Source organism: Nocardia sp. NPDC056564, from assembly GCF_042793755.1.
Classification (GTDB): domain Bacteria; phylum Actinomycetota; class Actinomycetes; order Mycobacteriales; family Mycobacteriaceae; genus Nocardia.
The window spans coordinates 182,343-193,946 of sequence record NZ_JBHTUR010000005.1 but is presented as its reverse complement, the minus strand read 5'-3'; the positions used below and the strand labels follow the sequence as shown (position 1 = coordinate 193,946).

The window sequence follows — 11,604 nt, the reverse complement described above, 5'->3', positions numbered from 1 at the left end:
CGGGTTCGCAGCCGAAAACGAACCGATAAGGACGAATCTTGATGAGCAGGGTTACCTTTCGGCACGGCGGTGTCGCAGCCGCAGCGTGCACGAGCTTGATAACAGCAGGATTGCTGACAAGCGGGCGGGGCACAGCCGCAGCAGACGGCGTCGCCGACAGATCCCGCGTAGGCAACACCGACGACGGCTGGGCCTTCGCCGTCACCAAAACCACCGAAACCCTCGACCGCTACCCCAGCCTCGCCGCGACCATGTTCACCCGCGAAGGATTCGTCTCACTGAAAGCGATCGCCGAAATCACCGGCAAGTGTAACCAGCCGGTCAGCGCCGCCATGGTCAGCTTCGGCAACCAAATCGGTTGCCAAATAGACGTTTCCAACGGCCTTACCACCAGCCTCGGCTTCTCCGCCGGCCCCAACGGATGCGAGAAGAAGATCCACAGTCATGGCTACCACAACCAGTAACGCTCAACCTGCCCACGCCGCAGGCGAATCCGACAACACCGCACTCGCGATCCCCGCGCTCCTCGTCGGACTGGCCATGCTCATCACCGCCTTCGCAACCCTGAACCGCATGCCCGGTTGGGCCGACGACTACGGCGCCGTCCTGATCTATCTCGTCTTCTTCCTCTACATGTCCATCGCAGGCCGCCTCACCTGGTGGGGCATCGACACTCTCTACGCCCAGGCGAAGGCCAGCCGGAGCGGCCGATGAACTTCCTGAAAGCCACCATCCGACTCGCCGCTGCCGCAACAGCGGCCCTCGCAGCTGTCATCGGGGTCGGATTCGCCTCTTTCGCAACACCTTCCGCCTCGGCTGTCCCCTGCGCCGAATGGCAGCAAATGCACCCCGGATGGCCATGCATCGATACCCCATCTCTTCCTCCGACGCCACCCCCCAGGACCACCAACCACACCTCCCCCGTTGCCTACGCCGGAAATACCCGGCCAACCTCCGAGCAACAACAGCGGCGGAAGTCAAGCCGGCGCACTAACGCCACCACCGGTCGGGCCAGGCAACGGCACTCCCATCGTCCCCGTCCCCGGAGCGGAAACACCGGGCCTGCCCACCAAAGAACCCCCGGTCCAACAGCAGATCCCACCAATTGGCCCGTCGGCCACCGCCGACGCGAGCCTGCCGCTGACAGCGGAGCTACCGCCGCCCGAGGTGACAACCGCGTCACCGGTGGACGCCACCGTCGAACCCGCGACCACACTCGAGGTACGGCAGCAGAACGCGTCCGGCACCAACGCCAGGCAAGGCGATCCCCGCCTGTCGTTGCTGATGATCCTGGCTGTCGCCGCATTCGGAACTGGCGCCCTGTCTGCGTCACGCAGAACGCCATTGAATAAGTGGCCGCAACCTACAGCCCGCGAAGCCCCGAGTCCGCACACCGGCCCGCTGCGGCCGCTCGGCCATCGCTCGAGCGAAAAGGGAAGGCAGCAACCGGGCCCGAAGAACAACCCACTCATCCATCCAGACAAAACCGACCCCACACCCCCGAAAGATCCCAATCCGCCAAAAGATCTCGCTCCCGGCAATCAAGAATGGACTGGCGACACCAGGTATCGAGAACAAGGATTCGAGTCGAATTCCTACACGGAATGGGTCCCCAACCATCCTGGCGCAACGACCGGCACGATCAGGATGGGGATCGGGCAGCAACCCGCCGATGCGTCATGGACGACGAGTGGTGTCGACGTTTGGATCGACGGAAAATATCAGCACGTAATGCCACGAGAAGTCGCCCCTGGCGCATATTTGATCGAAGTGCCCAACGTTCGCATCGGCCAGAGCGTTCAGTTTTCAGGGCAAATTACTGGGACATACAGAAGGGGGAGAACCCAGTACCAGGCCCAGACCGATATCAACGGAACATTCACGCCGAGGTTAACTGTCAGGCAACGACTCGACGCACTCTATCAGCGTCTCGGGCAGACTCCGCCTGCGAGGACAGCAGACGAAGCGCTCGCCCAACTGAGCTCGACGCTGGACGGCGTCGAGGACGATTACAGCGGGGTCCCCAGAAACCCGAATCCCGGATTGGCCTGGGACGGTAGAATGTATCCGCCGCGCGCAGACAATATCACCCGAAACCCCGGCGGCAGTATCTTTGCGAGAACAAAGGGCAGCGATATCAATATCGGCGCAAATGGTTCAATTGAAATCATCAGTAGATCGACCGGAGCGGTCGAGTACTTCAAACCAGGCGGTGGAGCATGAACAGGCCCAGGCACGAGCTGGACAACATGGTTCTTCGAGAATTCGGTCCGGACATCGTATTCGCTTTCACCGAATTTCCGTCGGGGGCGTTGGATCTCGAGCTCCGCTGGCAAGGGCATTTTGCCGTAATCCAGGGGAAGGACAACGAATGGGGCCTATCGGTTGACATAGCCGACGGTGATGGCTTCACCGGCCACGACCACATATTCAGCTCGTTCGACGATGCGCTGCGATCCGCCAGACCGCTGATGCTGGCTCCGAGAACGCCACGGGACCACACCGCAGGATGGCTCCAGAACCGGCTGACCGATACAACTGACAACTGACTCACGGCACGAACCGTCATCGTGTTTCCAACTCGGCCCGTCCAGCGTATTCGAGTGTCGCACGATCGCTAGCCCGCTCGACTGCGAAGTCGAGGACTAATGGCTCGCGTTGGCTCTTCTTTCAGACGTACCACGGATAGCAGGGCGCACTCACAAGGACAGTGCAGGTTGCATCGGTGTCGCTGGACGCGACTGGGTTTCGGGCCAGAACTGCAACAGGTACCGTTCGGTGAGGTCCGACTCCATGGCACGCAGAATGCTGACTCGGGACTGGTCGATCGTAATCAGTGAGCCGGGTATCCGGCTTGCGCCGGCGACGGTTCGATCACCACGGCCGCGGTGGCAGCGGCGACCGCGGCACGCATGGCGTCGATGTCGTTGAACGGCACCATCGTCAAGTCGGTGGCGCGCACGCTGTAGCGCTCCCGCTGGCCGCCCCGATTCCGCTCAGGTAAGTCTGGAGACTTCTTCCATTTACAGAATGCTGGCGGTGAAAATTCGAGCACCCGGCAAGTCACCGCGACGGGAATCCCGTCCGCAGCCAGGTCGAGGACCAGCGGGTAGATCATTTCGGGTTCACATCGCGGGAAAATAGGCTACCGCGCGTGCCGCATGACCTCGACTCCCTGTTGGAGTTGCCGGACCCGTTTACGGAGACACAGCCGAGATGGCGATCCGATGACCACGCTCCGACAACCCTCGAGTGACATCACTCCGCAGTGATCGCCCATCTCCTGCGGGTACAAATCGCTTAACGATACAAGAAAAGCCGAAATCCCTTGCATTACAAGGAATTTCGGCGTTTGCTGTCCCCGGAGGGGGCACACGCGCTAAACACGAATCGACCTGCCGAAACGCCGATCAACCTGCACGATGCGTGGGATGAACCTGGCACTCGGACAGCCGTCCGAAAGCGCGGCAGAGCGATACCGTCTAAATCTCGATCCGCGACGGGTCGGGCAGTGACTTCGGGCGCTCATCGGTGTACCAGGTGTACTCGATTCCGCCGAGTCGCCCGTCCTCTACCCACAGAATGACTTCGCCGATCGGCGCACCGTTGCGGTCGGTAACGCCTCCATCGATGAAAATCCCGTCAGTAGCGTCAGGAGACGCTTCCACGCCAGGGCCAACCCTCAGGTCGACGCTTGGAGATCCCTCACCCCAAGTTGCGATGACCTGTGTAAACGGCAACTGCGCCAGATAGTCTCGAGCTCCGGCTTTGCCGGAGGCGGACAGCAGTTTGGTCACGACGCTCGTTTCGAGCGCGGTCAGCGCCCTCGGCTCTATCGGTGTAGTACCGCTCATCGTCCTCTCCTCAGTTCTCGCGTCACGTCACGGAATGTACGCGGTGCCGATCTTGAAGACACCGTCGATCATGGAACCGCGGATTTCGACGGTCTGACCGTTGATCGTCCGGACCAGAGGATTCGTCCTGTCGTACACCCCGTTCGGCACCCCCTGAACACTTTCGATGAGCTTCCTCATCGTTGCTTCCTCACCACCGAGCGATTTCACCAGCCCATCCAGTTTGTGCTTCGGGACGAAGACGTGTTTCATCGGCTCTTGTCCGAGCGCGTAGTCGAGCGAGCTCTGCAACTTTTCCCGCCCGACCCGGGCGATATCGGCGGTGCGCTGCGCCAAGAGGTCCGCGATGCGCTGGAGCGCGGCCCGCCGTGCTGCGAGATCCTCGCCGGTTTCGGCAACCTTATCGACGAATTTGGCGGCCCGCTTCGCCGCCAGCACCCGATCGACGTACTTCTTCATCTTTACCGCGAGTTTGCCCGCCTTCGCAGCGGCTACCGCAGCAGCTCCGAAACCGGCGGACAATGCACCCGCGATCACGCTGAGGACGACGGTCTCGGCGATTTCTTGTGCCAGGTCTTTAGCGAGATCGACCAGCAGCTGGCCCAACTGGGTCCGGAACTCCAGGATCGCGGCCCGGTGATCGCGACAGGATTTGGCGAGATCTTTGTAGAGGGTGAGTACGCCCTCAGCGGAGGTTTTCAACTCCCGGATATCTTCGTCGACATGGGAGGCGTCGGGCGCGGTTTCGCTTTCGAAGCTTTTCGCCAGCTGGTCCAGCAATGCCGGAAGGTTGCCGACCCCTGATTCGGAAGAAGCGAGCTTGTCCCAGGAATCAGCGGCGGTCAGTAGATCGTGCGGCTCACCATCGGGCATCGAGACGCCGAAATCCTCGAGTGCTGATACCGCGAACCCGACGTCGTCGAACAGGCCGCTACCGGGCCCGCCCGCTGAAGGCGGCGGCACCAGACATGTCGACCATGCGGGATAGAGGTCCGCTGGCTTTACCGGCTCGGGGCGTCCGGTTCCCTCGACGTAATCCGCGAGTGCGTGGTTGTATCCAAGCTGGTTCAGGATCCCGGCGTAGTTGCTCATCGCGGTGACGAGTAGCTCGGTCATACTCATTGCCGTTTTGACGGTCGAATCGTAGGACGTGGCCCACGTCTTGGATTCGCCGACATTCCCGCCCATATTGGCGGTCTCGCGCAATGCGGCGATCTGAGTGGAGAACGTTCGGTGGTATGTGGTGGCAAACGAGTACAAGGACGCTCCAGCCGAGGAATACACGGCGGGATCGACGATCAATGTCGTCATGGAGTCCTATGACCTTCCCAGCATCGCCAGATTCGCGGCGACAGCGGCCGTATACCGATCGTGTGCAGCCTGAACGGCTTTACACATCGTTTCGATGCCTTCGGAAACATCGGTCGCCCCGGTGTGCCAAGCACGGAAAGCCTCGGCCTGCGCATCTGCCGCCGCACCGTTCCAGGTCTGCTGCACGGTGGAGATTCGTTGCTGCAACCCGTCCAGGCTATCGTTGAGAAATCCGACGAACCCGGAGACCCGAGCGGCCATCTGTTCGAGCTCGTCGAGATCGACGCTGAACGGCTGTGAATTCTCGACCATCACTGCACCGGCAGATCGAGCGAACCAGCGAACTCGCGAGTGGTGGTCGCCCGCACCTGGTCCTGATCGTCGAGTGTTTTGCTGGTGACACCGAGCAATTCGGCCATTTCCGTCAAGGCATCTAGTACGGTGTCCGCCCCTTGTTTGGTCTCAGTCCACCCCGCGCCGAACGAGTCAGCGGAGGTTCCGCGCCACTGCGACAGCAGCGCTGCGATATCCCTGTCGAGGGAGGTCAGCCCGTTGATAAGTGATTCAGCGACCTGCTGGACGTACTGGCCGGCGTCCGTCACCTCGTCAGGCACAAGCGTGAAGTCGGTGGAGTTGGGTTGGCCTGTCATTGCATCCTCAGACGTTGTTGCGGGTCAATAGGTTAGACGCGATCGAGAGCGGTTCGGTTCCTTCGCCGGAACGTGCCAGCGGTCACAGATCTTTCCACGCGCGTACGCCAACTACCTCCGAGTCATACGAGCGGGTTCGAACCGAGTGTCCCGGCGTAGCGGATTTTTCGCCGAACTCGACCCAGCTGCCCATCCCCGATGATCACCCCGAGCCGGTGAACCTCGCCGAGTCAGGCCTCATCGTGCCGGGGAACAACCGGATCGCGACCCTCTTTGATCGACGCCAACGCATCGGAAACGGTCGATGTCCATCCGCCATCTCGTTCGAACACGCCGAGCCCGTGTGGGGTGAGTTCCTCGGGCCCTGTGCCGGGGGCAGGCCCGGAGTCTCGGACAAAGTCGGCCACCAACCTGGGGGTCGGTCCGTCGACGTTGGGCTGTTCGAGATCGCCGAGCACGTCTGTCTGTTCCTCGATAGGTTTGTCGGCCACTCATCAGCCCTTCGAGTCCGGGATCAGTTCAAATCGACGGCACACTTTTGACCATTGAACCCATTTAGCCACGCCGGACTCCTCGCGCTGCACTATTTGGTGATGGTTACCCGTCTCGTCGGGGTTCAAATCACCCTGCCGATACAAGAAGAGCCGAAATCCCTTGCATTGCAAGGGATTTCGGCTCTTTCGGTGTCCGGAGGGGGACTTGAACCCCCACGCCCGTTAAAGGGCACTAGCACCTCAAGCTAGCGCGTCTGCCATTCCGCCACCCGGACCGGTGGTGCTCAGCAAGATTATAGGATCTGGCGGCGTGGACCAAATCGCGGGTTGACCACGGGTTTTGTGGAGGGTTTGGCCTGTGGCGGGGTGTGTGGGGGCGGCTGATAGGTTCGCGCGCATGTCTCGCCGTGATGATCGGACCGTTGGGCTCGTTCTGGTGACGTATCAGAGTGCGGAGGATCTGCCGGGATTCCTGGAGTCGCTACCGGCGGCGGTGGGGTCCTTGGCGCTCGATGTGGTCGGTGTGGACAATGTTTCCGCTGATCGGAGCGTTGAGATTGTCGAGGAGTTCGGCGGGAGGGTGATCCGTAACCGGGAGAACGTGGGGCTTGCCGCGGCGGTCAATCAGGGGGCTGCGGCTACGGGTGCCGAATGGATCCTGGTTGCCAATCCGGATACCCGGCTTGCGGCCGGATCGGTCGCCGCGCTGGTCGAGACGGCGATGGCCGACGATCGGATCGGGATGGTCGGGCCGCGAGTCGCCCGGATGGACGGAACGCCCTATCCGAGCGGTCGCCGATTTCCTTCGCCGGCGGTCGGAGTGGTGCACGCGCTGCTGGGCGGGGTCTGGCCGGGCAATCCGGCGACTCGCAGGTATTTCGGTGCCCCCGTCACCACGGTCAGCGATGTGGACTGGATTTCGGTTGCTGTATGTTGTTCCGTCGCAGTGCATTCGAATCCATCGGCGGTTTCGACACCCGGTACTTCCTGTACTTCGAGGAGACGAAGGCCGCGCTGGACATGCATCGCGCAGGCTGGCGGGTGGTCCTGGACCCGACCGTCGAGATCCGCCACCGCGAGGGTGGCAGCATGCGCTCGGCGCCGTTCCGCAAGATCCGCACTCACCATCGGAGCGCGCTGCGGTTTTACTGCGACTACCACCGGCGCTCCCCCTGGCTGGTATTCGCGCCGGTGGTGGCGGCGGGACTGGTGCTGCGCGGTGCGATATCGGTAGTACGCACGGCGATCAGCCAACGCATCGCTTCGCGGAAGGCAGGCCGCCCAGGAGACAGCTTCACCGCATAGCGCCGGGAAATGCGAAATCCATTGCCACGGAGAGCTTCATACGGCCGAAGCTCCGCCGCACAGAGCACACGCGGTGCAGAAGGATTCGTCGGCGGCAAGCACCGGGCATGCGCCGTCCGGCCGGACGGCAACGACCCGCGTGAGCCACACCCCTTCCGGAGGAGCTCAGATACCAACGTAACTATCAGCAAAAACATCCTGATGAGCCCGCGAACTGGCCAAATTGTGCAACCGTGCCTGTTGCAGTTCACGCCGGTAAGCCCGCTCAGGCTCATCGCCGCCGGGGGGATGAAGGAGATCGATCATCCAGTGCGAGAACTCCTGCGCCCGCCGGATGCGTGGCTGATGCCGCGCGGAATACTGTTGCAGCGCAGCCTCATCGGCGTTCCGCACGGCGTCGATCAGCCCCGCGCCGAGCAACTGCGCGCCGGCGATGGCCAGGTTCGCGCCCTTGGCGGCGGACGGGCTGATCGAGGTTGCGGCGTCCCCGACCAGGAACAATCGCCCGGCTTGCAGCGTGTCCAGAATCTGTGACCGCAGCCGCACCAGACCGCGTTCGATGATCGGCCCGGGGACCAGCGCGGACGCGGCCAGCCGGCGGGTCAACTCCGTCCAGATCCGCTGCTCGCTCCACTGGTCCGGGTCGGTGTCCGGATCGCATTGCAGGTAGTAGCGGGTCACCTCGGCGGTCCGCGGCATGTGCCCGGCGAATCCCGCCTCGTGCACGCCGTAGATCACCGACGCACCCGCGGGTGGCGCCTGTGCCAGCAGTGCGAGCCAGGTGATGCCGTGGTCGTAGGTCGCGCTTCGGGCCGGCACCGCGGTCCGGGCCACGCCGCGCGCGCCGTCGCATCCGGCCAGGTAGCGGCCGGCGAATCGGAGTTCGCGGCCGGTTTCGTCGCGCGCCGCGACGGTGGGGCGGTCGGTGTGGATGCCGTCGATCCGCTCGACCGTGGTGCCGAACCGCAGCGTGCCGCCGCGGCGCAGGTATTCCTCGATCAGGTCGGTGACCAACGCCTGCTGGGGGTAGACCGTGTGCACCCGGCGGCTGCCGAGCTCGCTGTAGCGCAGGTCGACACAGCCTGCGGGACTGCGGAATTCGCAGCGATCGTGGGTGTGACCGCGGGCGTCCAGCCCGGCGGCGAGACCGTGCGCACGCAGGATCGCGACGCTGTCCGGGGCGAGGAAACCGGCCCTGGCCCGGTGCTGCACCTGCGCGCGGGTGCGCCGCTCCAGCACGATGGATTCCACCCCCGCGGCCTGCAAGATATTGGCCAGCACCAGACCCGCCGGGCCGGCGCCCAGGATGAGCACGGTGGAAGTCAGGTCGTCAGAACTCGGGAGCACGTGCAGAATCTAGAGCACGGGCCGTTGATCGGGGCGACGAAGACAGCGACGACCCCCGGCGGCACCGGAATCGCCCGTCGCGCTCGACCGCGTCATGCGCATCCGCGAGAGCCGGAACGGTCATGATGGGTCGATGACGCGAAACGAGGACGAGTCGGGTTCGCCGACGGCACAGCCCCTCGCGGGGCGCGAGCTTCGCGTGCTGGCGATGAACCTGTGGCACAGCGGTACCAAGGTCGCGGGCGGCACGGAGTTGATCGCCGATCTCATCGTCTCGACCCGAGCCTCGATCGTGCTGCTGTCCGAGGCGACCACCGCGACCGCGGACGTCGCGGCCGAATTGGCCCGGCGCGGATACGAATTCAACGCGGTCAGCTCCCCTGACACGGGCATTCTGACCGTGTTTCCGATCGAGGACAGCGCCGATCTGCGCTGGATGGTCAAGGCGCGGTTGACCATCGACGGAAAACGCCTCACCGTCTACTCGGCGCATCTGGAGTTCCGCTGGTACGCCGCCAACCTGCCGCGCGGTTACGGCCCGGGTGTCCCGCCGCCGGATGAGTTCGCCGAGTACAACTTCGACAAGATTCCGAGCGGCCCGGTCACCGACCCCGCGACGATCCGGCGGGTCAACACGGCCTCGGGCCGCCCCGAGGTCATCAGCGCCTTGCTCACCGACGCGAAAGCCGAACTCGCCCAAGGCTCTTCGGTCATCATCGCCGGTGACCTGAACGAGCCGTCGGCGCTGGATTGGACTCCCGCGACCGCGGACATGTTCGACCACAACGGCGTTACGATGGCGTGGGAGTCCACTCGACTCCTGCACGAAGCCGGGTTCATCGATGCCTACCGATCGATGTACCCCGACCCGGTCACCCATCCCGGCCTCACCTGGCCCGCGGACAACGCCGAGGTGGACGTCGCCGAACTCGCCTGGGCTCCGGAGGCCGACGAACGCGACCGCGTCGACTTCGTCTTCGCCCATGAGACGGCCTTGTCGCTGTCCACCGTCGGCATAGTCGGCCCCCGCGGGTCCATTGTGCGCGGCGCCCGGCAGCCGGAAACCACCCAGGACAATTTCGCCGCATCACCGCCGCGGTGGTGCAGCGACCACAAAGGAATACTCGCGACGTACCGATTCACCGGCTAGGCCGCGCCCGCCTTGTCGGCCGTGAAGTCGCGGACCAGCAGGAAGAACGGGATCGCGGTGGCGATACCCACCGTGAAGGTCAGCACGAACGAGGCGGCCCACCAGCGCACGATGCCCAACCGCCGCGCCTCGGCGAACGCCCACACATGGAAGCCGAGGACGACGAACCCGAGATCGACCATCGCGAACCGGCCGGGAACGGTTTTGTAGATATCGCCGACGAAGAAATCCAGCGCGGACTTCGGCCCATTGCGCCGCACATACGGCAGGGCGATCGAGTTCTGGGTGATGAACGCGGCGACGAGCGTCGCGATGAGGGTGGGGCGCCGCCAGGACGGACCCTCGGTGCGGTCGGACATGGAGCAATCTCCTTTGGTCACTCTTCACCGGTGAACCGATCGGTCCAATCGGACCCTAATAGACCGATTGGTGTGTCACAACCCCGGAGATCCATTCCACGCGCGCTCGCGCCGGAAACCGTTGTGCGGCACCGGCGCGAGCCCGGCGGTTCAGACCAGTTCCTCGATGGTCCGAGCGAACTCCTCGGCGCCGTGACCATCGGCCACCTGACGATCGATCAGGTTCTTGATCGGGGCGACGAAGTCGACGGTGACTCCGGCGTCCCTGGTGGCGCGGTTGATCGCGTCGAGGGCGGCCTTGTGGAACGCGAGGGATTGGTTGGGCCTGGTGTAGTCACCGCCGTCGATGATCCGGCCGTAGGCGGGGAGCATCTGCGCCATGGCGGTCACCCACGCGGTGGCGCGCTCGGCGAACGCGCCGGCCGAGACGCCGACCGAGCGCATCATGGCCGCACCGTGCATGAAACCGGTGAACATGGCGTACATGTTGGCGAGCAACGCGAAATCGTAGCTGGCGGCCAGACCGGCGTCGTCGCCGAAATACTCCGCGGCCGCGAGCAATTCGAGGGTTTCGCGGTGCTCGTCGTAGACCGCGCGGGAGCCGCTGTAGAGGATGGACGCGCCGGGCTGCCCGATCATCGGCGGGACGGCCATGATGCCGCCGTCGAGATAGTCGATGCCGTGCCTGGCCGCCCAGGTGGCCAGCTCGCGAGCCTCGCCGGGGGCGGTGCTGGTCAGGTTGACGACCTGCCTGCCGGACAGTTCGCCGGCCACCGGGTCGAGGGTGGCGTGCACGGAGGCGTGATCGAACAGGACGACGATGATCGGCCCGCCGGCCTGAACCGCCTCGGCGACCGACGTGGTGCCGACCGCACCGGCGGCAACGAGGTCGGCGTCCTTGCCGGGGGTGCGGTTCCACACCGTCGTCGGGCGCCCGCCCTTCAACAGCGTCGCGGCCAGCGCCTGGCCCATCGCGCCGAGCCCGAGGATCGTCACCGGGGTGTTCGTGGTTTCCGCCATTGCGGGTCAACTCCTTGGAAAGTCAGTGAACGGGATGGTCAGCGCGCTGAAACCAAGGTTGCGCCTTGCCCGCGATACCGACAAGTACCTACTATTTGGTCGGGTACTTACCAA

General features: G+C 64.0%; 13 protein-coding genes, 1 tRNA gene and 2 pseudogenes. 7 read left to right on the top strand and 9 right to left on the bottom strand.

From position 1 onward, the window contains the following. The first annotated feature begins 41 nt into the window (after window positions 1-41). The 4 genes from ACFQ9K_RS15640 (at window position 42) to ACFQ9K_RS15625 (ending at window position 2,549) form a co-directional block, all read left to right on the top strand. Window positions 42-464, top strand: a complete 423-nt coding sequence (locus tag ACFQ9K_RS15640; RefSeq protein ID WP_378718947.1) for an MspA family porin — start codon at window positions 42-44, stop codon at window positions 462-464. Then, the gene (locus ACFQ9K_RS15635) at window positions 445-714 is read left to right on the top strand and encodes a hypothetical protein (RefSeq protein ID WP_378718949.1); all 270 of its coding nucleotides are present in this window, start codon (window positions 445-447) and stop codon (window positions 712-714) included. The genes ACFQ9K_RS15640 and ACFQ9K_RS15635 overlap by 20 nt, the downstream gene beginning before the upstream one ends. A 471-nt stretch (window positions 715-1,185) precedes the next feature. After that, a complete protein-coding gene (locus ACFQ9K_RS15630) occupies window positions 1,186-2,223 on the top strand; it encodes a hypothetical protein (protein ID WP_378718950.1) in 1,038 nt (345 codons plus the stop codon). Next, window positions 2,220-2,549, top strand: coding sequence for a hypothetical protein (locus ACFQ9K_RS15625; protein WP_378718952.1), 330 nt, complete (start codon window positions 2,220-2,222; stop codon window positions 2,547-2,549). Before ACFQ9K_RS15630 ends, ACFQ9K_RS15625 begins: the two co-directional genes overlap by 4 nt. Before the next feature lie 458 nt (window positions 2,550-3,007). Here the strand turns inward: ACFQ9K_RS15625 and ACFQ9K_RS15620 are convergent. The 6 genes and pseudogenes from ACFQ9K_RS15620 to ACFQ9K_RS15595 all read right to left on the bottom strand — a co-directional run. After that, window positions 3,008-3,199, bottom strand: a pseudogene (locus ACFQ9K_RS15620) (IS3 family transposase); the annotation flags it as partial. 283 nt (window positions 3,200-3,482) lie between these two features. Beyond that, complete coding sequence (locus ACFQ9K_RS15615; protein WP_378718954.1) at window positions 3,483-3,854, bottom strand: hypothetical protein; 372 nt, start codon at window positions 3,852-3,854, stop codon at window positions 3,483-3,485. A 27-nt stretch (window positions 3,855-3,881) separates the two neighbouring features. Continuing rightward, window positions 3,882-5,165 (bottom strand): hypothetical protein, encoded by a 1,284-nt coding sequence (locus ACFQ9K_RS15610; protein WP_378718956.1) that lies wholly within the window; start codon window positions 5,163-5,165, stop codon window positions 3,882-3,884. A 6-nt stretch (window positions 5,166-5,171) separates the two neighbouring features. Then, window positions 5,172-5,477 (bottom strand): WXG100 family type VII secretion target, encoded by a 306-nt coding sequence (locus ACFQ9K_RS15605; RefSeq protein ID WP_378718957.1) that lies wholly within the window; start codon window positions 5,475-5,477, stop codon window positions 5,172-5,174. Next, window positions 5,477-5,815 carry a WXG100 family type VII secretion target gene (locus ACFQ9K_RS15600; protein WP_378718959.1) on the bottom strand — a complete coding sequence of 113 codons (339 nt, stop codon included), beginning with the start codon at window positions 5,813-5,815 and terminating at the stop codon, window positions 5,477-5,479. The genes ACFQ9K_RS15605 and ACFQ9K_RS15600 overlap by 1 nt, the downstream gene beginning before the upstream one ends. 684 nt (window positions 5,816-6,499) lie before the next feature. Next, a tRNA-Leu gene (locus ACFQ9K_RS15595) sits at window positions 6,500-6,584 on the bottom strand. Window positions 6,585-6,706: 122 nt separating this feature from the next. Here ACFQ9K_RS15595 and ACFQ9K_RS15590 point away from each other — a divergent pair. Both ACFQ9K_RS15590 and ACFQ9K_RS15585 read left to right on the top strand, forming a co-directional pair. Then, window positions 6,707-7,030 (top strand): annotated as a pseudogene (locus ACFQ9K_RS15590) (glycosyltransferase family 2 protein); the annotation flags it as partial. Window positions 7,031-7,239: 209 nt separating this feature from the next. Then, a complete protein-coding gene (locus ACFQ9K_RS15585; RefSeq protein ID WP_378723067.1) occupies window positions 7,240-7,614 on the top strand; it encodes a glycosyltransferase family 2 protein in 375 nt (124 codons plus the stop codon). 165 nt (window positions 7,615-7,779) lie between these two features. Here ACFQ9K_RS15585 and ACFQ9K_RS15580 read toward each other — a convergent pair whose 3' ends face one another. Beyond that, a complete protein-coding gene (locus ACFQ9K_RS15580; protein WP_378723045.1) occupies window positions 7,780-8,961 on the bottom strand; it encodes a 4-hydroxybenzoate 3-monooxygenase in 1,182 nt (393 codons plus the stop codon). 133 nt (window positions 8,962-9,094) lie between these two features. Here ACFQ9K_RS15580 and ACFQ9K_RS15575 point away from each other — a divergent pair, with 133 nt between their 5' ends. After that, window positions 9,095-10,111 carry an endonuclease/exonuclease/phosphatase family protein gene (locus ACFQ9K_RS15575; RefSeq protein ID WP_378723046.1) on the top strand — a complete coding sequence of 339 codons (1,017 nt, stop codon included), beginning with the start codon at window positions 9,095-9,097 and terminating at the stop codon, window positions 10,109-10,111. Here ACFQ9K_RS15575 and ACFQ9K_RS15570 read toward each other — a convergent pair. Together ACFQ9K_RS15570 and ACFQ9K_RS15565 are read right to left on the bottom strand one after the other, a co-directional pair. Next, window positions 10,108-10,470, bottom strand: a complete 363-nt coding sequence (locus tag ACFQ9K_RS15570) for a DUF2834 domain-containing protein (protein ID WP_378723047.1) — start codon at window positions 10,468-10,470, stop codon at window positions 10,108-10,110. The two genes, ACFQ9K_RS15575 and ACFQ9K_RS15570, sit on opposite strands and share 4 nt — an antisense overlap. Before the next feature lie 150 nt (window positions 10,471-10,620). Beyond that, complete coding sequence (locus ACFQ9K_RS15565; RefSeq protein WP_378723048.1) at window positions 10,621-11,490, bottom strand: NAD(P)-dependent oxidoreductase; 870 nt, start codon at window positions 11,488-11,490, stop codon at window positions 10,621-10,623. Between the last annotated feature and the right edge of the window lie 114 nt (window positions 11,491-11,604).